Source organism: Ruegeria sp. CDSC081, assembly GCF_059610485.1.
Map to the genome: position 1 here is coordinate 144,937 of NZ_JBXWNS010000010.1, position 20,359 is coordinate 165,295.

The 20,359-nt window shown below is 53.3% G+C and carries 18 protein-coding genes; 3 read left to right on the forward strand and 15 right to left on the reverse strand.

All coding sequences use genetic code 11. The features are described 5' to 3' along the window. The first annotated feature begins 86 nt into the window (after nucleotides 1-86). Nucleotides 87-1,643 carry an anti-phage dCTP deaminase gene (locus AC2FH9_RS17530; RefSeq protein ID WP_496872385.1) on the forward strand — a complete coding sequence of 519 codons (1,557 nt, stop codon included), beginning with the start codon at nucleotides 87-89 and terminating at the stop codon, nucleotides 1,641-1,643. Between the two features lie 257 nt (nucleotides 1,644-1,900). Here AC2FH9_RS17530 and AC2FH9_RS17535 read toward each other — a convergent pair whose 3' ends face one another. The 11 genes from AC2FH9_RS17535 to AC2FH9_RS17585 all read right to left on the reverse strand — a co-directional run bounded on the left by AC2FH9_RS17535 (nucleotide 1,901) and on the right by AC2FH9_RS17585 (nucleotide 13,658). Further along, nucleotides 1,901-2,233 (reverse strand): HigA family addiction module antitoxin, encoded by a 333-nt coding sequence (locus AC2FH9_RS17535; RefSeq protein WP_496872386.1) that lies wholly within the window; start codon nucleotides 2,231-2,233, stop codon nucleotides 1,901-1,903. Between the two features lie 12 nt (nucleotides 2,234-2,245). Further along, nucleotides 2,246-2,488, reverse strand: a complete 243-nt coding sequence (locus AC2FH9_RS17540) for a type II toxin-antitoxin system RelE/ParE family toxin (RefSeq protein WP_496872388.1) — start codon at nucleotides 2,486-2,488, stop codon at nucleotides 2,246-2,248. Nucleotides 2,489-2,551: 63 nt separating this feature from the next. Further along, a complete protein-coding gene (locus tag AC2FH9_RS17545; protein ID WP_496872389.1) occupies nucleotides 2,552-3,325 on the reverse strand; it encodes an HNH endonuclease in 774 nt (257 codons plus the stop codon). 50 nt (nucleotides 3,326-3,375) lie between these two features. Continuing rightward, nucleotides 3,376-4,890 (reverse strand): AAA family ATPase, encoded by a 1,515-nt coding sequence (locus AC2FH9_RS17550; RefSeq protein ID WP_496872391.1) that lies wholly within the window; start codon nucleotides 4,888-4,890, stop codon nucleotides 3,376-3,378. An 82-nt stretch (nucleotides 4,891-4,972) separates the two neighbouring features. Then, entirely contained in the window at nucleotides 4,973-8,113 is a 3,141-nt protein-coding gene (locus tag AC2FH9_RS17555) for a type I restriction endonuclease subunit R (RefSeq protein ID WP_496872393.1), read from the reverse strand. After that, nucleotides 8,113-9,252, reverse strand: a complete 1,140-nt coding sequence (locus tag AC2FH9_RS17560) for a DUF4268 domain-containing protein (RefSeq protein ID WP_496872395.1) — start codon at nucleotides 9,250-9,252, stop codon at nucleotides 8,113-8,115. Before AC2FH9_RS17560 ends, AC2FH9_RS17555 begins: the two co-directional genes overlap by 1 nt. Nucleotides 9,253-9,264: 12 nt before the next feature. Then, on the reverse strand, nucleotides 9,265-10,083 hold the full coding sequence (locus tag AC2FH9_RS17565) for a DUF6615 family protein (protein WP_496872396.1): 819 nt from the start codon (nucleotides 10,081-10,083) through the stop codon (nucleotides 9,265-9,267). Continuing rightward, the gene (locus AC2FH9_RS17570) at nucleotides 10,080-11,363 is read right to left on the reverse strand and encodes a restriction endonuclease subunit S (RefSeq protein WP_496872398.1); all 1,284 of its coding nucleotides are present in this window, start codon (nucleotides 11,361-11,363) and stop codon (nucleotides 10,080-10,082) included. The genes AC2FH9_RS17565 and AC2FH9_RS17570 overlap by 4 nt, the downstream gene beginning before the upstream one ends. After that, a complete protein-coding gene (locus AC2FH9_RS17575) occupies nucleotides 11,363-12,889 on the reverse strand; it encodes a type I restriction-modification system subunit M (protein WP_496872400.1) in 1,527 nt (508 codons plus the stop codon). Before AC2FH9_RS17575 ends, AC2FH9_RS17570 begins: the two co-directional genes overlap by 1 nt. A gap of 45 nt (nucleotides 12,890-12,934) precedes the next feature. Next, a complete protein-coding gene (locus AC2FH9_RS17580) occupies nucleotides 12,935-13,276 on the reverse strand; it encodes a hypothetical protein (protein ID WP_496872434.1) in 342 nt (113 codons plus the stop codon). Continuing rightward, a complete protein-coding gene (locus tag AC2FH9_RS17585) occupies nucleotides 13,236-13,658 on the reverse strand; it encodes a helix-turn-helix domain-containing protein (protein WP_496872402.1) in 423 nt (140 codons plus the stop codon). The genes AC2FH9_RS17580 and AC2FH9_RS17585 overlap by 41 nt, the downstream gene beginning before the upstream one ends. A 155-nt stretch (nucleotides 13,659-13,813) precedes the next feature. Here AC2FH9_RS17585 and AC2FH9_RS17590 point away from each other — a divergent pair, with 155 nt between their 5' ends. Continuing rightward, entirely contained in the window at nucleotides 13,814-14,161 is a 348-nt protein-coding gene (locus AC2FH9_RS17590) for a DNA-binding domain-containing protein (protein ID WP_496872404.1), read from the forward strand. A gap of 53 nt (nucleotides 14,162-14,214) precedes the next feature. Beyond that, a complete protein-coding gene (locus tag AC2FH9_RS17595) occupies nucleotides 14,215-15,120 on the forward strand; it encodes a tyrosine-type recombinase/integrase (protein ID WP_496872407.1) in 906 nt (301 codons plus the stop codon). A 492-nt stretch (nucleotides 15,121-15,612) separates the two neighbouring features. Here AC2FH9_RS17595 and AC2FH9_RS17600 read toward each other — a convergent pair whose 3' ends face one another. The 4 genes from AC2FH9_RS17600 to AC2FH9_RS17615 all read right to left on the reverse strand — a co-directional run bounded on the left by AC2FH9_RS17600 (nucleotide 15,613) and on the right by AC2FH9_RS17615 (nucleotide 20,312). Then, nucleotides 15,613-15,900: an HU family DNA-binding protein gene (locus AC2FH9_RS17600; RefSeq protein ID WP_142637567.1), complete on the reverse strand. Its 288-nt coding sequence runs from the start codon at nucleotides 15,898-15,900 to the stop codon at nucleotides 15,613-15,615. A gap of 130 nt (nucleotides 15,901-16,030) precedes the next feature. Then, complete coding sequence (locus AC2FH9_RS17605) at nucleotides 16,031-17,494, reverse strand: AMP nucleosidase (RefSeq protein ID WP_496709953.1); 1,464 nt, start codon at nucleotides 17,492-17,494, stop codon at nucleotides 16,031-16,033. Then, nucleotides 17,491-19,293, reverse strand: coding sequence for an adenine deaminase (gene ade, locus AC2FH9_RS17610; RefSeq protein WP_496703618.1), 1,803 nt, complete (start codon nucleotides 19,291-19,293; stop codon nucleotides 17,491-17,493). The genes AC2FH9_RS17605 and ade overlap by 4 nt, the downstream gene beginning before the upstream one ends. A gap of 143 nt (nucleotides 19,294-19,436) precedes the next feature. Further along, nucleotides 19,437-20,312, reverse strand: a complete 876-nt coding sequence (locus AC2FH9_RS17615) for a LysR family transcriptional regulator (RefSeq protein ID WP_496693079.1) — start codon at nucleotides 20,310-20,312, stop codon at nucleotides 19,437-19,439. Between the last annotated feature and the right edge of the window lie 47 nt (nucleotides 20,313-20,359).

The window sequence follows — 20,359 nt, forward strand, 5'->3', positions numbered from 1 at the left end:
CCTAGTTTTGATTGAAGCCCTAGGTTGAATTGATAGGTCGTGTTTAAACCGTCGAGCATTCATTTCTTTCAATCTAAGGTGCCATTTTGCAAAATCCTGTTTCTGATCTTCTAGATGTTTCAAGCCACGTAAATTCTGTTGCTACTGATATTTCAGACCGCCTGTCGCAAGAGTTGATCATCGCCTTAGTCGGGCCTGTGGGGTCAGGGGTGTCAAGTGCCGCAGGGTATATTGCGGACATTCTCGACAGTACCTTCAAGTATGACGTTGCTCCAATTCTGAAGGCTTCCGATATTATCAAGGCCGAAGCTTACAGAGTCGGTATTTCATTGCCACCATCATTACCTTTTGATGCTTATATAACTAGTATGCAGGATGCTGGGAACAAGTTGCGCGAACGTTTTGGGAATAACTATCTTACTGAAAAACTGGTAGAAAAAATTCGGATCGAACGTAAAGATCGTGGCGGTTATGCTGAAGATGTTCCTTTACCGGGCCGACGAGCTTACATCATCGACTCTTTGAAAAATATTGAAGAGCTGAATCTACTTCGGGCGATCTACGGGGAGACTCTGTGTGTATTTGGCGTCTTTGCTCCAGACAGTTTAAGAAAGCAAAGATTGAAGGATGCCGGCGGCCAACCCGGCGAAATCGATAAAATAATTTCACGAGATCAGGGTGAGTTGCCGACCTTTGGGCAGAAGACTCGGAAGCTTTTTGTTAAGTCTGACTTCTTCGTTTGCAATGACCGCAGGCAAGATGACCTCCGAAACAGGATCGAGCGCTTTCTGAATATCGTTTTCGATATATCCGTGCATACGCCTACGCGCGAAGAATCTGCGATGTATGAGGCAAATTCAGCAGCCGCCAACTCGGCTTGTATGTCCCGACAAGTAGGCGCAGCAATTGTGTCATCGAGGGGCGAGCTGATTAGTGTTGGCTGGAATGATGTTCCGAGCTTTGGTGGTGGTCTTTACACAGAAGATGATCGTGCTGTTTATGATGGGGCCCAAAGAAAGATCATTGATAGTGACAAGCGTTGCTACAATTGGGGTGGCTCAATATGCCACAATGAGACAAGGCGTGTAGATATTATCCAAAACATCGTCTCCAAAATTTCAAGTGCAGGTGTCTTGAAGAGAGGGAAGACGCGAGATGACATTGAGCAGCTTCTAGTCGGAACTGCGGTCGATTCTCTTACTGAGTTTTCGCGATCAATTCACGCCGAGATGGAGGCGATCCTATCTGTCGCTCGTGAAGGGAAGCACTCTCTTGTTGGTGCGACACTTTATACAAACACATACCCCTGCCATAACTGCGCACGCCACATTGTAGCAGCTGGTATCACCAAAGTCGTCTACATCGAACCTTATCTGAAAAGTCTAGCGACTACATTGCATGAAGACGCGATCTCTGAAGACCCAGAGGCTGAGAACATGGTTATTTTCAGGCAGTACGACGGTGTGGCACCGACAAGTTATCTCAAGTTGTTTCGCCCCAAAGATGAGCGAAAGGCTAATGGCCGATTGAAGCTTCAGAACCCTGCTACCGCTTTACCAATTTTCAGAATCCCACTGGACGCGCAGCGCGATTATGAAGATAAGATCCTTGCAGATTTGGCCGAAAAAGAGCAAAGTACCTGAAAAAAGAGGGTTTGGCATGAGAGAAACACCGTCGAAAGGTGAGCAGCTTTGTCTCGATTTGACTGTAGACCAGGTTGAGCAGACTCACACTGTTAGCTGTACGCAAGTTCGGATAGTTCCTTTCGTAAGCGCTAAGTCAAGCTTAGCCAGACGTGAAGCTTTAGAGCGTGTTAAAAGATCAGGAATTTTTCAGTCGTCGTATGCAGGCACTTAGCTGAATTAGTGATTTGATTTTAAACAGTTAAAAATAAAATCAGCTAACTGAGCACCGTATTAGTTGTCACGGCAGCCCCTGTCTTAAAATTGTGGGCTATAGGCTCAATGTGAGAAACGTCGATCTCCTTGGTAGCTACCGCCATGTCGTAATTCGTCTGCAAGTTCATCCAGTAAGCCGGAGTGTTGTTGAAGACGCGGGCGAGGCGCAGCGCGGTGTCAGGCGTGATCCCAGTCGTGCCCCTGATCAGCCGTTCGATGCGCGTCCGAGGCACATCCAGACGTCGCGCAAAGGCGATCGCCCGGATGTCCAAGGGATCAAGATACAGCTCTTTGAGGACTACGCCGGGGTGGATTGGTTCTTCTACCAAATTCATAAGCGTACCCTCTCAATGGTAATCGAAAATCTCAACATCGGCGGTGCCGTTCGGCGTCCAGACAAAGCAGATGCGCCATTGCCCGTTGATCCGCACAGAGTGTTGCCCAGCCCGATCACCTTTCAGTTCTTCCAATTGGTTGCCGGGCGGGAAGCGTAAATCCTCCACAACAACCGCAGCATCCAGCGCCGAAAGCATCGCCCGAGTGCGCTGCACCAAGTCACCGGCAAAGCCTTTGCCGTACTTACCTTTCACGGCATTGATAGCGATTAGTCGTCTTATTGTCCTGATTGAAATAGAGTTTTGCGTCCGCAGTCCTCAGGGTTGGATTAGCCAGGATAAGGTTTCCGGTGTTCTTGCGGAAACAGCCCGATACAATGCTGGCCTCCAGCCATTGACTGGTTCGCCGACGTCGCCGTCACTGATTTTTGACGCCAAAGTCTTCTCTATTGCTCCAAGTGAGTGACCTTGTACCGAGACTTTGAATGAAGCCATGTGGCTACGCGCACGTCGGCTAAAGCGGCTATCTAGGCCTAAGCGTGTATAATGCCGTTTAACTAGATCGAGCTCGTCATCTGACAGCACCCCAGTGTCATCGATGCGGTAAATGATAGTCATTTGGTCTGCATCAAAATGCAGATCCGCCTCCAAAACGCGAGCATTCCCTGAAGGCTCGGCGCTTGGGTGCAAAAAGAGCCTAGCGCCCGTCCCTTTAGTCTTAATTGCATTTAGCTTCTTGCGATTGCATGGCGTGCAAATCGGAACGAGATTGCGCGCGTGGAGTGAAAATTCTGGAAACTCCGCCTTTGGCAAAAAATGATCAAGTTCCGGGTTCGTGTCTAGAGAACAGAATGGGCAAAGATCAGCGTCAGCTTCTGGCAAGGAGGCGATCATCTTGCTTAGCCGACGTTTGATGGCAACAGTGCGACTGTCGTAGCCGTCTATCAGTGCACTTCGTTTGGTTTTGCCCAGTTTCATTGAGGCCAGCGTGTGTACGTTAGGAGCTATCGCGTCGTAAGCTGTGGTTTTGGCTGTTACCTGTGGTACTAGCGGCTGTAACAACTTCTTACGTTCAGGCGTTGATTCATCCACCAACGTTGCGAACGATGGGACGGCCTGCGGGTCGTAAGGGCCAACACGCCTCACCGTTCGCCCTCGAGATCTTCTTTCTGTTCCTCCAGATCGTAAAGGTGCATCTTCGCCGGAATGCCCAGTTGATGAAAAAAGAGCGCCTCAACTGCTTGAGCTGTGCCATGTTGTTCGAAAAGTTCGTCTAGAACGTGAGTGAAATCGGTCTCGGGATCGGCCAAACCTAGCACACGCCGAGTCAGCTCTCCCAAGTCTTCTCCAAAGCTCTCAAAGCTCGGTGGCTTAATTGTCGGTCGATCAGTTCCATCTCTAGTGAAGACCCTAACGTACCTGCTTGGAACCTGCTGAAGCAGAATAGGCGAATGCGTGGCCACGACAGCGTACGAGTCGAACTCGACCAGAGTCTGGTTTAGTGCTGCGATAACTGTGGTGAGCAATCCTGGGTGGAGATTGGTTTCTGGCTCATCAATTAGGAGCAATGAGCCCTCCTCGATGAAACCAATGATATTGCTAAATATTGCAGCTACTAAACGCTGGCCTGCGCTCAACGCACGCACCGCTTCGTCCCTCACTTCTTCGTCACTCGAGCTTAGTGCTTCAGCGCGTTCCGGGTTGAGCAAGGTAGACAGCACGCGTTGGAGAATGTCTTCCCGCTCACTTTCTACAACGGGTTCCAGCGCTTCACCAAGCATGCGACCAATCTCGTCGGCAGTAATCGTCCCATCGGCACTCCTTAGTCCACAGTACTTATAGGAGGCGCGAGAGCGATACGAAACGCCAAGCAAGCGTGGCCGTCGCGCTGGTTCACTCGGCAACGGAAATTCGTCGAAGGCGTTGTAGGAAATCGTGATAACCCTGCTGATATCTGGGGGAGGGGTAATTTCAGCCTTTGGCATCCCTTTTCTAGTCTCTTTTGTGAAGACCTGAGGTGGCATAACAGAAGCCGCCAAACTTGAAAGGGCCTGCGTCTTACCTGTGCCGTTCCGACCGACCAGAAGAATAGTGCGGTTTGGTAACCCTCCGTGCTTCGAAAAATCGCAGTCAACTATATGGGGGCCAGTAGCGCCTTTGAGTTTCATTTCAAAAGTAAAAACCGGCGGTTCGACTTGCGCGTGAGGAGCGTCGATGTATACACCCCCTCGCTTCAAAGCGTGCCGCGATGAGGCCTCACGCATGAACGACTTCTCCCAAAGGTTCTCGTTGGAAATTCGATCTCTGCGGGAAGGCCTAGCTACAATATCACGCAGGCCATTCAGATAAGCCTTACGCAATCGGCTTGGAAGTTCGCCGATCCGTCGGTAATAGGCGACCGATTCACCGAGTGACGCAGCTTTATTGGGCAATGTTTTTATGATGCTTGGTAAATCAGTCGCCCTGAAACCTTCGTCGGCCAATGCAATTCGGACTGCGCCGAGATCAGTGCTCTGGCCCTTTTTTGAGTGCAAAGTAGCGATGAAGCGACACCTCCAGCCGAAGTCGTCCCACGCATCCTGATAGAGGCTTACGTAAGGATATTTTAGACCCTTGAGGGACGGTGTCGTGCGTGCTCGATATATAAGAAATTGCATCTAATCGTCTTCACTTCCGGATATTCCGAATTGTAGGTGACTGTTATTCAATAGGGTAAACGTTGGCACTAGGATAATTGGGTTAAGCGGCACGGAGCATTTCTCTTGCCAAAACCTCAGCTTGCTTCACGACCTTCTTCACAGCCTCAGATTGGAGGTCTGGTGGAAAGCCATGCCTGCGCAAAATACGCTTTATGGCTACGCGCATTTTGGTGCGAACGTTTTGCTTCCGCCACCAATCTACGGATGAGGTCTTTTGAATCGCATTTACCAGCTCTTGGGCGATTACCCGCAATTCTTCGTTGCCCAAGAGTTGCACTGCACTATCGTTTTGGGCAAGCGCGTCATAGAACGCTACTTCTTCCGGGGAAAGGCCGTCTTCTGGCTGTTTTTGAAGGTCCCTTGCCATATCGATCATCTCTTTGATGACCTGGATCGCGTCTATGCTGCGATTGTGATAACGAGCCATAGCATCTCGAAGCCGTAGTGAGAAAGCCTCATTTTGAGTCCGATTTGTTCGTGTACGCGAACGGATCTCCCCGTTTAGAAGCTTTTTCAAAGCCTCAACAGCCAAGTTCTTATGTGCGGTGTTTTGAAGACCCATCAAGAAATCTTCACTCAGAACACTGAGGTCGGGTTTATCGACGCCAGCGGCCTCCAAAATATCGATGACCTCGGTCGACGCAACAGCACGGTTCAAGAGTTGCGAAATTGCCAGCTCGGCATCTTCTGCTGTACGCCCTGTGCGCGAAGATGCATCCATTTTTCGGATTGCGGCCTGAACTGCAACGAAAAATCCGACCTCATCCTTGACCGCCGAAGCCTCTTCCGTACCGGAGGCAATTCGAAAGGCCTTAACAAGGCCTGCCACCGCGTTCATGAACCGTTTTTTTGATTCTTGGCGGTCCTTAGGTTCTTTGCCTTCCACCTTCAGAGTGAGAGCATGCTCGATTGCAGCCGGAAGCATGCTAATGCGACTTGATGGAGAGCCTTCCAGCGCATCCATGTAATGCACGCCGTGGAACATGGAGCGCATGACGTCGAGCTGAGTTTGCAAGGCATGAACTGCTTCGCTTTGGTCAATCCCGGTCTGCTTTTGGTCAGCACCAGAATAGTGCTTCAGCGCTTTCTTTAGATCTGCAGCAAGCCCAATGTAATCGACGACCAAACCCGACGGTTTAGCACCGAACACACGATTGATCCGTGTGATGGCTTGCATCAACCCATGCCCCTTCATGGGCTTGTCGACGTAGAGTGTATGCATGCATGGCGCATCAAAACCCGTCAGCCACATATCCCTTACAATTACGATTTTTAGGGGATCAGATGGATCTCGATACCGTGTTCGCAAAGTTTCTAAGCGCGCCTTGGATCGAATATGAGGCTGAAAATCAGGGGGGTCTTGCGCTGCGCCCGTCATGACGACCTTGATTGTACCTGTTGCATCTTCGCCTGAATGCCAATCTGGATGGGCCGCCGCGATAAGCTTGTATACCTCGACGCAGATGCGCCGTGACATGCAAACAATCATTGCCTTGCCCCCATCCATAGCCTCAAGTCGCGCGTCGAAATGATCAAGAATATCGGAGACCACCGCATCCAGCCGCTTGTCGGCACCAACCAGCTTCTCGATCTGGGTCCACTTTGAGGTCAGGGCCCCCTTTGCATCATCATCGAACTCCACGCCATCCGTTTCAGCGTCTTCGATAATCTCTTGAAACTCGGTATCCAGAAGATCGCCCGCATCTTCGGCCATCTCGATTTTTGCCACGCGGCCTTCGTAGTAGATTGGCACGGTTGCGCCGTCGGCAACCGCTTGGGCAATATCGTAGACGTCGATGTAGTCACCAAAGACAGCTTGTGTATCGGCACCCACAAGCGAGATTGGCGTGCCGGTGAACCCAACGTGGACGGCATTGGGCAGCGCGGTGCGCAAGTGATGCGCAAACCCATATTTTGTCTCACCAGTTTCACGGTTTAGTTTGGCGTCAAAACCATATTGTGACCGGTGAGCCTCATCCGCAAAGACGATCACATTCGAACGATCTGTCAGCAGACCGAAATCACTTTGTCCCTTCTCGGGCCGGAACTTCTGGATAGTGGCGAAGATCACACCGCCAACTTTTCTGTCACCAAGCTTCTTGCGGAGGTCAGGGACATCTTCCGCTTGCACTGGGATTTCGCCGAATAGCGCTGCACAGCGCGAAAATGTAGCGAAGAGTTGGTTGTCTAGGTCATTGCGATCCGTGATCACTACCAAGGTAGGGTTCTCCAGTCGCGCATGGCGCATCAGGCGTCCACCAAGGAAAGTCATCAACAGAGATTTCCCCGAACCTTGGGTGTGCCACATGACTCCACCACGTCCGTCGTTGCCACGTGCCGCAAGCACCGCATTCACGCCCTTTCGTACTGCGTGAAACTGGTGATATCCTGCGATTTTTTTGATCGGGCCTTTGCCCTCATCCTCGAAGACAGCACAGTAACGCATCATTTCAAGGACTACCGTCTGATTCAAAAGGCCATGGATCAGTGTCTGTAAGGCGAGCGCTGAACTTTCTTCGATGAGCTTTTCGCCATTGACAGTACGCCAGCGCATGAACCGGTCGTAGTCGGCCGATAGTGAACCAAACCGAGCGGTAACACCTTCCGAAATCACGTTGAACAAGTTGGTCCTGAAAAGGTCCGGAACCTGAGACTTGTAAGTATCAATCTGATTGAATGCGCCCTTTAGGCTCCCAGTCTCAGTCCCTTTTAGCTCAATCACGATCAAGGGCATGCCGTTCAAGAAAACGATCAAATCTGGCCGCCGTGCAGTTTGCCCAACCACTTCGAATTGGTTCACCACCAGCCAATCATTGGCCGCGTTCGCCCAGTCCACCAACCGGGCAATGCCGTTTTTCTCCTCACCGCCCTCAAACCAAGACACCGGCACACCCGCCGTGATCACTTCGTGAATACGACGGTTTTCTGAGATCAAATCACCCGCGAATTCAGTATCCCGTACTTTGTTCAATGCTGTACGGATCGCCTCTTCCGGCAAATGCGGATTGAGCTTGCGCAACGCCGCATCAAGACGACCAAGCAGCAATACATCGCGGAAACTCTCACGCACAGGATCGTCAGCCTCTGGAGATAACTCCGAGCCATGGAGATAGGCGAAGCCCATCCCCTGAAGCTCTTTCAGAGTCCATTGCTCCAGATCGTCTTCCGATGCAAAGGCCATCAGTTCGCCTCCTCTTCCTGGATGCCCGATGGAATGACTAACTGAGCCAAACGATCACTCAATGTGGCTTCTAACTTTTGCATATGCGTTGAGAGCCAAATAATCATATCTGGCCATGAATCACGATTATATCCGTCGAACGGCGTAGAGAAGACGATCAGACTTTGCTTCTTTTCGTCCATGCGCCTCCAAATCAGCGGCGCGCCAAAGCCCGCCTCAATTTCCGTTTTCTGCTCAAAGAGTTGGTCGAACACCCACTTGTTTTCAGATGCATTTGCTCTTTCTAGACTCAACTGAACGCGCGCTTCATTCCTCAAGAATACTAATTGGAACGGGCAGGATCGCATCCCTGATCCTGCGCTCAACCAATGGCTCCGTGTTGGGCTAATGTTTCCAAACAAGTTCACACCATCAGCCCGCAATTGGTCCAAAGTGGCTTCCCAGAAATCCAATCGTAGCTTGTGCCGCTTCTTCTGGGTGTCCTGAACCGCCTTTTCTTCGTTCTCCTTAGTCGACATCCCAATCATGAAATCCGCAGCTTCAGGCGTCGGGATGATCTGTTGAATGTCGATCATCAACTCGTCGCCAAAGGAGTACGGTGTAACCTTGAAGCATTGTGTGCGGATGCCTCGGCTCAGCAGCCACAGAACCGTCGCTGTTACCTCGCGCCGGAAATTTGCAGCGATGAAAATCATGCGTTGGTCGTTGCCGGGGTTGAGGACCGTCTCTTCCAACTCCTCCACTTCCATGAACTCGCAAATTCGCACGGCAGCATTGCCGCCGCCTTCGTACCGGTCGAGGTATTGCTGATAGATGTCCACAATCTGCGTCTTGGTTAGGCCCGACACATAGGCAGTGTATTTCAGCGCCTGCCATGTCACATCGCGCCCGCTGTCATCGAGCTTGTTCTCGATCACTACAAGGTTGCCGTCCTTGTCGAGCGCCAGTAGGTCGAGCCGTTCGCGCGTCTCATCGAACCCGTCGAATTCCTTTTGGATGATCAGCAGCTCCTCACCCAAGGCGTCGGGCTGATTGGCCAGCCATTCCTGCAAATGGTCCCGCTCGCGAAGGTTCAAGTCAGCAAAGCGCTTTTGCTCAAGTTTCTTCAGGCGATTTTCGGATAGGTTAACCTGGAACATCAACGTCTCTCACTATTCATCAATCTTAATGTGGGCCACACCAGCAAGCCGCCGCTCTGCCATCAACTCAACCAAACCAAACCTCTCGTCACGATCGATTGCGGCGTCTGCAGCTGGAAGCATATCGACCCAGTCTGGGCGTTCCTTGGCCAGTTGGAACCTCTGATTACCGGGCATTGCTGCCATGGCCTCTTTCGTTCGGCAGGTTTTGCCGATCCCGAAGAAGATATGCCATGGCACCATCCCTTCGATCAGAGTAGCGAGTGTGTTGCTCTTCTTTGATGAAACGAAGTCAGCGGTCGCGACGGAACACCCCCAACATGTTTCACCGAAATGATCCGGAGGCCCCGATTTCTGAAACAGGTGAACGTCTTTGATCGAAGCGTGGTTATAGAAAATGTAGATGGGGTTCATGTCCCCTGCCATCGCGATGAGGTCGCTCGTCTGCGGTCCCCCGACCTTGTGGCCGTCATAGCGGCCTGGAACGAAGCCGCCGCGTTTGTTTGTTCCACGAAATAGAACCTTGGCCTGTACCCTGAAACCAACCATGCAGTCTGGTGTTTCGACAAACCATTCCCAATCCGCCCCGTTCCCAATCTTAGCAGGGGCCGTGCCTTTAGCTGCTTGCCCACCTTCTTCAATCTTGTTGAACATGTTGACGTGAATACCAAGCCCTTCGGTTTGCTCAGCAATCCGCAACAAGAGCATCTCGGTGATTGTCTCTTCCTGAAGCTTCAGCCCCTTAGAGAAGGCTGCTTCCTGCCGTTGCCACACCCAGTCAGCAACAATCCGTAAATATGCGCGAAAATCACCGGCTGCGATACTGATCAAACCACCTCCTCCACCTGTTCGCGGGCGGCACCGACGCGCAATTCGCCAGACATGAGTTTGGGGAGGAGCGTGTCGCGCAGAGTTGCGAGCGCATGGTTCTCCAGTTCGCACTGAAACGATTTCTCAAACAATGGCTCGATCAACTGATCGGCGTGGGCCAACACATCCGGCGAGGGAAGAACAACCAAAGCCTCGTCTAGATGATGTCGCTGAATGTGTCCCATTGTGGTCGCCTTGGAAGCCGCAATTGACTGGAAGTCAGTCATATGATGATCGACGGCAAAATAGTGAAACCACTTGGGTACCACGGAAGAAGTCACTTTGAACAAGTGTTGGTTAAGCGCACCGTCGCCTCCAGCCCATACTTTCTGAAGTAAGGAACCCGACCACGAGAACAGCACGTCGCCGTCCTGGATTTTGTACTTTTCGGGCAGATCCCATGACGCTTTTGGACCGTTTGCAGTCAGACCATTCCGGAGTTGCGCAATTTTAATAACCGGCAGCCCCTTCTCTCCCTCGATAGGCGGGAACTTCTGGAGTGCGGCACCATTCAAGAAATCTGCAATGCTACTCAGCGGCTTTTCCTTCCACCCCTCCGGTAAATCATCTTCGCTGAAGCGGTCGGGGAAGAGGGTGGCGGTGGTGGGGGACATGTGGGCGGTGGGGAGGCCTTGGCTGCGGGCATGGACAGGATCGAAATCCACGAACCAAGATCGATACAGTGCCCGCGCCATTGCTTCTAGCTTGGCAGCCATCTTGCGGTTTACCTCGATCTTCTTGCACAACGCGAAATGCAATAAGCCGATTTGGACCTGTTCTGACATCCCCGGCAAAGGAAGGAACAGATTGTTGAAATCTGTCTTTTTGAAGTGGGGTATGACGCCGTCGACATTTAAATTCTTGATTTCAGCTTGAACCTGCTTCGACCGTAACGCCGCAAACAAATACAGAGGATCAATTTTACTTGGATCAGCTCGCAGGGCCATCATATCTTGCGCAATGCAAAAATCGACTTCATCTGGAACTAAGCAGATTGCACCATTCTTACTACCCTTGTTGGTCAGGATAATATCCCCTGGTTCAGGATGTGCACGAAACCAGTTTTCATAGATTTCTGCAGAAACGTAGCGTGGATTAATATAGCTTGGATAAAGGTTAGAATTGCTGATGCAATTTGTTGCAATTAGCTTGATCCCTGTCTCCTCGGTCGGAACAGTTTTACCTCGATTATCGACGACAAAACACAAAGCTTCTTTGAGTGAGATACTATCTTCGATCATCAAAGTAGTGCCTCTAATCGCGTTCCAATCTCGGATTCCAGTCGCCGACCTTCGGCAAACTGCTCCTGCAACTCCCCACGCAAACGAAGAAATTTTTCCTCGAATGGCTCGTCGTCCTCTTCCACTACTCCAGATCCCACATAACGGCCTGGGGTCAGCACGTAATTGTGCTTTGCAATTTCCGCGAGCTTGACCGCCGCACAGTACCCAGCCTCGTCCGAATAATCACCCGCCGCTGCTTCGCCCCGCCATGCGTGATAAGTGCGGGCTATCTTGGCGATCTCGCCCTCGGAGAACTCCTTTTGCTTCCGCGACCCATCAATGAGCTTGCCCATCTTGCGAGCATCGATGAACAACACCTCGCCGCGACGATCGCGCAGTTTGCCTCCCGCCGCTGTTCCATTGGATTTGTCCTTGGCCAGAAACCACAAACAAGCTGGAATTTGCGTGCCAAAGAACAGCTGACTGGGTAGTGCAACCATACAATCCACTGCGTCTTGCTGCACCATAGCCTGGCGGATCTCACCCTCGCCCGATTGCATTGACGACATGGATCCGTTGGCCAAGACAACGCCGCCAATGCCATTGGCGCTTAGGTGGTGGTGGATATGCGCCAACCAAGCAAAGTTGGCGTTTCCAATAGGCGGCGCGCCAAAGCGCCAGCGCTGATCCTCGCGTAGGGCTTCGCCGTTCCAGTCAGAGATGTTGAAAGGAGGGTTGGCGAGGATGAAATCGAACCGCTCATCCGGAAAAGCGTTGCGCGTAAGCGTGCCCTCTTGGTTCCAGCGCAGATCACCAAAGATGCCGCGAATGGCAAGGTTCATCCGGGCAAGGCGGAAAGTGGTGTGATTGCGTTCCTGCCCATAAACCGCGATGTCGTCAACGCGCCCCTGATGCGCGGCAATAAATTTCTCGGACTGCACAAAGAAGCCGCCCGTGCCACAGCAGGGGTCATAGACGCGGCCCGACGTCGGCTCCATCATTTCAACCATGATCGAGACGATGGTTTTGGGCGTGTAGAATTCCCCGCCTCGTTTGCCTTCGGAGCTGGCGAATTCGCCGATGAAATATTCGTAGATACGCCCGATCAGGTCGAAGTCAGATTTGGTGCCATGCAGTTCAAGGTTTGTGAACATCTCGATCAGGCCGGTGACGATAGCGCGGTCCAGATTGGCGCGGCCAAAGACCTTGGGCAGCGCGTCTTGTAGCGATGGGTTGGACTTCTCGATCTCGCGCATTGCGTCGTCGACCTGCACGCCGATGTCGTTTGCCTTGGCATTGGCGGCGAGCCTGTCCCAACGGCCTTTCTCCGGCACCCAAAAGATGTTTTCGGCTTCGTACTCCTCGGGATCTTCAAGGTTGATGTATTCATCCTTGGAAAATTCGGAACGTTTGGTTTCAAACGCTGCCGAGACATAGCGGAGGAACAACAGGCCGAGCGCCACGTGTTTGTATTCGCCGGGGTCCATGGCACCGCGCATTTTGTCAGCGGCTGCAAATAGGGTCTTTTCAATGCCTTCAGCCATGTGGCGGGTCGTCCTTCGATTGTAATCGTTATTTTGAAATGTGCGTTATTCGGCTACGAGCCGTTCGAGTCTTCGGCTGGCGAAGTGAAGGGTAATCACCGATCCGGTCAGGAGCGGCACAAGCATGCCAGCAATTGCCGCAGTGATAAGTAATGATGCCGTGAGCAAGTTGAGCTCCGCGCCATGAGCCAAGAACTTAAAGTGGACAAAGCCTGCAAGATACACAGCACAGACACACATGTAGACGGTGTAAAGCGGAGCGAAGGGCTCAATTGCATTTCGTTGCGCCCGTTCCAAAGCCGCCCGGCGGATACGCTTCCAGTTGTCGCTTGGTGGTTGCATTTGGTTACTCCCTTGCGAATTCAATCCAGGTGTGGACTTCATCATTTGATACTTCCCGACCCTTGACGAGTGATTCATACCAGCGCGCAACGATTGCCCCGCGCTTCTCACTTTTGATCTTGATGTTGGCGCTCTCCAGGTGCTGATCGAGAGATGTCTCAATTCTTTTCAGAGCATCGAAATCGTGACCTGCGCGGATTGATTCCGTGCCGAGCAGCAACCAAGCGACGTCAACCTCGTACTTGTCCTGCATCTTGATCAGGGCTTCGACAGGGACGCCGCGCTTTCCTTTTTCGTAGCTGTGGTAAGCCCTATGCGAGACGCCAATGGCTTCGGCCATCGCGGCCTGAGATACGCCTATTTCACTGCGACAGATCGCTAGGCGTGCGCCTATCTCAGCAAACAATTCGGCATCTTCTCGCGGCATGCAAGTTTCCTAATTGACCATTGCGCACTTTTGTATAAACATAGCACAAAATGACGTACATTTACGTTTCAACCCATCTGACCACGTCAGAAGGTGCAGAACAAGCGATTCCATGCGTACAGAAAATTCAACCCAAACGGATAAGGATGACTGAAATGGCAGAAATCGACAAAACAGACAGCTCGCAAATCCTAGGGCTTGGCAAGACGCCAGCACAATGGGTTGAGATCATGGCAGAGCGAGGGATTGAAATTTCCGAACGCACACTGCGAGAGCGGGCAAATGAGACGGGCGCGTTCTATCGGCTTGGCCGGACGATGCTGATCACACCCGCGCAGATCGATACAATTTTTGAAGGAGGTCAGTCATGCCGCTCGAAATCTACAAGAGGGGTCGGATTTACTGGGCGAAGGGCTGGGTCGAGTACAACGGCAGGCGTATCGCAGGCCCATACCGGCGAAGCACTAAGGCATCTACAGAAGCAGGCGCACGGGACTGGGTAGCCCGCGAAACAGAGGCACAGATTCACCGATACGTTTTCGGGGATGAACCGCGCATGACTTTCTCTGACGCGATTTTGATCTACAAAGCATCCCCGAAAGCAGCAAAGCAGCTTATTCCAATCGTTGAAGAGATTGGCGATCTGCCTTTGTCCGCGATCTCGGGCAGGATGCTCAAGGAACTGGGACCAAGCCTAAAACCAGATGCCTGTACAGACACATGGTGGCGGGAAATTGTCACGCCTGCCAGTGCAGTCATCAACAATGCCCATGACCTGAAGAACACGCCAATGATCCGCATAAAGTCTTACGACAATTTTGAGCGGATCGCTCAAGACAAGCGACGTAGTAAACCGAGCCGTGTGGAGCGCACCCCAGCGGATAAGGAGTGGATCGAGGCGTTTTGTAGCGCTGCTGATCCGTACAACGCTGCTTTGGTGCGGTTCATGTTCGAGACGGCGGCGCGGATCGATCAGGCTGTTTCGTTAGAGCCTCATGATTTGCGGCCCGCCGAGAACAAGGTCAGAGTGAAGGCCCAGAAGGGACACCCCGAGAGCTGGATCACGGTATCGCCAGAGATGATGGACGAACTGCTGGCCTTGCCACCAAAGCGACCCAAGAACCGCAAGACCGGTAAATTCATGAAGCCGCGCGTTTTTGGCTATGGCAGCTCGACCGGGTACAACACACGCTGGAAGACAATCTGTAAGCGTGCAGGCATCCAATATCTTTCCGCGCACCAAGCAGGGCGTCATGGGTTCTTCACTGAATTAATTGTCCGGCAGGGTGTTGATCCCGTAACTGCGGCAAAAGCTGGTCGCTGGGCTGACCCTAATTTGCCCATGCGCATCTATGCCCATGCAGAGACGGATGAGGCCGACGTTAGGGCCCGTTTTCGTACAAACCATGTACAGGAAGACCCTGTACAAACACCCAAGCAGCAGAAATCAAAGAAGGAATAACGCTATGAACGGTTCCCTCCTAAGGGGCAGGTTGCAGGTTCGAATCCTGCCGGGGTCGCCAAGATATCTAATGAAATCATTTATTTTCCGAACTTTAGACAATTCACTCGCTTAGAAAGGTGACACATGACTAAAAATTGGTTCGGATGAGCCAATCAAAACATCCATCGCCGAGAATGAATTTCTTTTGGGGCGAGTGCGGCAAAACAAATTACTGGTCCGAAAGTCGACCGGATATTGTCCGTTCTTGCTCTGTGACGGGGCCAGCCTCGCGAATTTGTGGCATTCGCCAGCTTAGGCCACCGGTCCTGTTGCGCACCCAGCCAATGAGCGCGGCGCTACGTTTATTCTTCGCTGATCTCAGATTGCATAACACCAGTCTGACCACGGCCGGCCTCCCAAATCCTTATAAAAAACTGGCTTCAATAGGGGGGTAAAAGAAAAAGGGCCCCCAAGCGGCGGCCCTTGATCGTTTTGCGGTGAAAGCTGGGATCAGCCGTTCACGCTGTCCTTCAGCGCCTTCGCAATGGTCATTTTGACCACTTTGTCGGCTTCTTTCTTGAACTGCTCGCCGGTGGCAGGGTTACGCACCATGCGCTCGGGGCGCTCGCGACAGTAGATTTTGCCGACACCAGGCAGGGTCACCGCGCCGCCCGCCGACACTTCGCGGGTGATCAGGCCGGTCATGGCCTCCAGCGCAGTGTTCGCAGCTTTCTTGTCGGTTCCCATTTCCTCAGCGAGAGCAGCAACCAGCTGAGTCTTTGTCATAGGCTTTGCCATTTCTTGGTCTCCTTAACGTGCCCGATAAATAGGGCCTCACCGCGTAACTGTAACGGGATATTGTAGGTGAACACAACGAATAGTAGCGTCGAAAACCCTAAAAATAGGGGGAATTCGTTGCTTTTTTGCTTCAGAGAAAGGCCGTTTCATCAAAGGAACGCAATTTCCGGCTGTGCAGGCGCTCCAGCGGCATGCCCCTCAGGTGCTCCATTGCACGAATTCCGATCGCGAGATGGCGGCTGACCTGCGTGGTATAGAAGGCAGAGGCCATGCCAGGAAGCTTTAATTCGCCGTGCAGCGGCTTGTCTGAAACACAGAGCAACGTGCCATAGGGAACACGGAACCGATAGCCGTTGGCGGCAATGGTCGCGCTTTCCATATCCAGCGCGATTGCCCGTGATTGGCTGAGCCGCTGTACCGGGCCGGACTGGTCGCGCAGTTCCCAGTTGCGGTTATCGACCGAAGCGACGGTGCCTGTGCGCATGACCCGTTTCAGCTCATAACCTTCCAACTCGGTGACCTCGGCTACAGCCTGTTCCAGCGCAACCTGAACCTCGGCCAAAGGCGGAATCGGCACCCAGACGGGCAGGTCATCATCCAGAACCTTGTCTTCGCGCAGATAGGCATGGGCCAGAACAAAATCGCCCAATGCCTGTGTGTTGCGCAGCCCGGCACAGTGGCCAACCATCAGCCAGGCATGTGGGCGTAGCACGGCGATATGATCGGTCGCGGTTTTGGCGTTCGACGGGCCGACGCCGATGTTGACCAGCGTGATACCCGATCCATCCGCCCGCTTTAGGTGATAGGTCGGCATCTGCGGCAGCTTCAGGGGTTGTTCCAGCGCTCCGCCTTCGGTGGTGATCTCGACATTTCCGGTCGAGACAAAGCTGGTATAGCCACTGTCTGGTTCGGCCAGCTGCGCGCGTGCATAGTTTTCGAATTCCGAGACGTAGAACTGATAGTTGGTGAACAGCACATGGTTCTGGAAATGACTGGGATCAGTCGCAGTGTAATGCGCCAGACGGGCCAGTGAATAGTCGACCCTTTGCGCAGTAAACAAAGACAGCGGGCCGTCTTCTTCCTCGTGGTCATGGACGCCATTGACGATGTCGTCATGGGTGGTTGTCAGGTCCGGTACGTCGAATACATCGCGCAGGGTAAATCCGGCGGCGCCCTGATGCGGAACGATCAGATCAGGATTGTTGGCCACGGCGAAATGAACCGGAATGGGTGTGTCCGAAGCCCCGATCGTGACCGGCTGGTCATGGTTTCTGATCAAAAGGGCAATCTGTTGGGTCAAATAGGACCGGAACAGATCTGGCCGCGTTACAGTGGTCGAGTGGATGCCCGGTTCCGAGACGTGACCAAAACTTAGCCGGCTGTCGACCCGCGCATAGGAGGAGGTTTTGATGCGAATTTCCGGGTAATAGGCTCTGAAGCGTTCAGTTGGTGCTCCGTGCTCGATCACATTAGCAAAGTTCTCGCACAGGAAGCTGGTGGCTTGCTCGTACAATTCTTCCAACCTTGCGACCGCGGCTGCGGGATCGGTGAAGTTCTCGGGCGCGGGGGCCTTAGGTGCTCGTATTATTGTCATGCAAGGGGTTCCAAAAGATCGATCTTTTCAAATTTGCGCACATCCACCAGCCCGACATCCGAGATCCGCAATTCCGGGATCACCACCAGGGCCAGCAATGAGTGCTGCATATAGGCGTTGTTCAGTTTACAGCCACAGGCCTGCATGGCCCGAACCATTTGTTCGGCCTTGGCGGCCACTTCGGCTGCCGGGCTATCAGACATCAGTCCAGCGATGGGCAGTTCCACCAGCGCCAGTTCCTCACCGTCTCGGAAAATCGTGATGCCACCGCCGATCTCGGCCAGCCGATTTGCGGCAAGGGCCATCTGTTCGCGGTCGGTCCCAACAACAATCATATGGTGACTGTCATGGGCAACGGTCGAAGCCATTGCCATGCGCCCCTGATATCCAAACCCCGAGACAAAGGCATTTGTGACCCCGCCCGTTGCGCGGTGGCGTTCGACAAGCGCAATCTGGCAGACCTCACCCTCGGCTTCAACCAGGCCGCCAATGATGGGCAGTTCGGCCTTTAGCGCTTTGGTCGGGGCCTGGTTTTCGACCACACCAATCACATTGGCCTGAACGCGGTTCGCCCCCTTAGGGGCCTCGATCTGAAAATCCGCGCTGGTCAGGGCATGGCCCAGATGCACGGTGTTTCGAGCGGCTGCAGGCCAATTCAGATGCGGGCAGTCCACAGTGATCTTGCCGTCCTCTGCCACGATTTGGCCGCGCGCTATGACAAGCTCGATGGGCAGGTCCTTCAGGTCCGAGCTGAGGATGATATCCGCCCGGCGCCCGGGCGTGATCGAGCCGATATCGCGCTCCAACCCGAAATGCGTAGCTGTATTGATCGTTGCCATCTGCAGCGCCACCAAAGGGTCACAGCCACAGGCAATCGCATGGCGCACCACGCGGTTCATATGCCCTTCATTGACCAGGGTACCAGAATGGCAATCATCCGTGCACAGGATGAAGTTTCGAGAATCCAACCCTTTCTCGGTGATGGCGGTAATCTGAGTTTCCACGTCATACCAGGCCGATCCCAATCGCATCATCGACCGCATCCCTTGACGCACCCGCGCGATGGCATCGGCCTCGCAGGTGCCTTCGTGGTCGTCGGCAGGGCCGCCTGCGACATAAGCTGCGAAATCAGGCCCTAAATCAGGCGAAGCATAGTGCCCGCCAACGGTTTTCCCTGCCCGTTGGGTCGCGGCAATCTCGGCCAGCATCTTGGGATCGCCATGAATGACGCCTGGGAAATTCATCATCTCGCCCAGTCCGATGATGCCCGGCCAGTTCATCGCCTCGGCCACGTCTTCGGGGGTGATCTCATAACCGGTGGTCTCAAGCCCTGGCGCCGACGGCGCGCAAGAAGGCATCTGGGTGAAAATGTTAACGGGCTGCATCAGCGCCTCGTCATGCATCATTCGAACGCCGTCCAGGCCCAGCACGTTGGCTATTTCGTGCGGGTCAGTGAACATGCTTGTCGTGCCATGAGGGATAACGGCCCCCGCAAATTCGGCCGGGGTCAGCATTCCTGATTCGATATGCATATGCCCGTCGCACAGGCCGGGCAGCATATACCGCCCCTCTGCCTCGATGATCCGGGTGTTCGGGCCGACGCAGTGCGAAGCATCGGGGCCAACATAGGCGATACGTCCATCGACAATCGCGATGTCATGATCGGGCAGGGCTTCGCGGCTGTGCACGTTAACCCAGATCCCGCTGCGGACAACAAGGTCAGCGGCTTGACGCCCTGCGGCGACAGCGATCAAACGGGGGGCGGTATCGGGCCAGCTTGGGAAAGGTGTGAATTCCATGGCCCAACTTTCCCGAACGCACGGAAAGGTGCAACCCCTGCTCGGCAGTTATCATGATTCCGTCATGCAGCGCGTCAGCGGTGTTGTGCCTAGCCCCGTGAAGGTCCCGTAAGAGCCGCTATGCTAGGCAGGAGAGCCACGGCCTAGCCAGGGAACGTTTTCGCAATCTCGCGCCGGACCCATTCGGCAAAGGCAATCGCTCCTGGTGACTCTTCTGCCTGAGGCGACAGCAACAGGTAATAAGCCTCTGGTACAACTGCGCGATATTCGAATGGTGCAACCAATCGACCTTCATCAATCAAGTCGCGCGCGATTGTGTCATGCGTCAGGCACAAGCCACCCCCGGCCATCGCAACCGACAGGCTGACCAGATAGGTGGTGGAATATGTGATCGGAGGATTTTCCCAAATTAGACCCTGATCTTCGATCCAATTCTGCCAATTCGACAGCAGGTTTGAGCAGTCATACAAGGGGGTTCGCTGTAGTGTATCCAGCGACACCTCATAGCCCGGCGCGCAAACCGGATAATAATGATCGGATCGCAGCAGTTCGGTTCGCACCGTGTCCGAAGGTCTGAGCGAAAATCGAATTTCTACCGCAGCCCCCTCCGCCATTTCCCGGGGCTCCCACAACTCGGTGAATATGTTCAGCTGTACAGACGGGTGTTCGGCCTGAAACATTGGAAGGCGAGGGGCCAGCCAGTTGACCGCAAAAGTGATGTTGCATTGTACCTGCACCGCGTTCTGCTGGGCCCCGGTCACGGCCCGCGTTCCGCGCAGTAATGTGCGAAATGCCTCACGCACGACAGGGAGATAGCTGATCCCGGCCCCGGTCAATTCAAGTGCGCGGGGACGGCGCAGGAAAAGCGGTTGGCCAAGATAGGCCTCAAGCGACTTGATTTGCTGGCTGACTGCACTTTGTGTCATGTTTAGATCGCGCGCTGCCGCGGTAAAGGACAAGTGGCGGGCCGCGGCCTCGAAAGTCCGAAGCCAACCCAACGGGGGCAGCTGTTTTTGCATGGGCATAACCTGGCCATTAGTTCAGCTTATGAAATAGGCGCGATTTT

What these genes read in the sequence shown, in the direction of transcription:
- ade (WP_496703618.1), bottom strand. Translation starts at nt 19,293, where the DNA reads ATGGAATTCACACCTTTCCCAAGCTGGCCCGATACCGCCCCCCGTTTG.
- AC2FH9_RS17580 (WP_496872434.1), bottom strand. Translation starts at nt 13,276, where the DNA reads ATGATGAAGTCCACACCTGGATTGAATTCGCAAGGGAGTAACCAAATG.
- AC2FH9_RS17535 (WP_496872386.1), bottom strand. Translation starts at nt 2,233, where the DNA reads ATGAATTTGGTAGAAGAACCAATCCACCCCGGCGTAGTCCTCAAAGAG.
- AC2FH9_RS17585 (WP_496872402.1), bottom strand. Translation starts at nt 13,658, where the DNA reads ATGCCGCGAGAAGATGCCGAATTGTTTGCTGAGATAGGCGCACGCCTA.
- AC2FH9_RS17560 (WP_496872395.1), bottom strand. Translation starts at nt 9,252, where the DNA reads ATGTTCCAGGTTAACCTATCCGAAAATCGCCTGAAGAAACTTGAGCAA.
- AC2FH9_RS17575 (WP_496872400.1), bottom strand. Translation starts at nt 12,889, where the DNA reads ATGGCTGAAGGCATTGAAAAGACCCTATTTGCAGCCGCTGACAAAATG.
- AC2FH9_RS17615 (WP_496693079.1), bottom strand. Translation starts at nt 20,312, where the DNA reads ATGCAAAAACAGCTGCCCCCGTTGGGTTGGCTTCGGACTTTCGAGGCC.
- AC2FH9_RS17550 (WP_496872391.1), bottom strand. Translation starts at nt 4,890, where the DNA reads ATGCAATTTCTTATATATCGAGCACGCACGACACCGTCCCTCAAGGGT.
- AC2FH9_RS17590 (WP_496872404.1), top strand. Translation starts at nt 13,814, where the DNA reads ATGGCAGAAATCGACAAAACAGACAGCTCGCAAATCCTAGGGCTTGGC.
- AC2FH9_RS17595 (WP_496872407.1), top strand. Translation starts at nt 14,215, where the DNA reads ATGACTTTCTCTGACGCGATTTTGATCTACAAAGCATCCCCGAAAGCA.
- AC2FH9_RS17555 (WP_496872393.1), bottom strand. Translation starts at nt 8,113, where the DNA reads ATGGCCTTTGCATCGGAAGACGATCTGGAGCAATGGACTCTGAAAGAG.
- AC2FH9_RS17600 (WP_142637567.1), bottom strand. Translation starts at nt 15,900, where the DNA reads ATGGCAAAGCCTATGACAAAGACTCAGCTGGTTGCTGCTCTCGCTGAG.
- AC2FH9_RS17570 (WP_496872398.1), bottom strand. Translation starts at nt 11,363, where the DNA reads ATGATCGAAGATAGTATCTCACTCAAAGAAGCTTTGTGTTTTGTCGTC.
- AC2FH9_RS17605 (WP_496709953.1), bottom strand. Translation starts at nt 17,494, where the DNA reads ATGACAATAATACGAGCACCTAAGGCCCCCGCGCCCGAGAACTTCACC.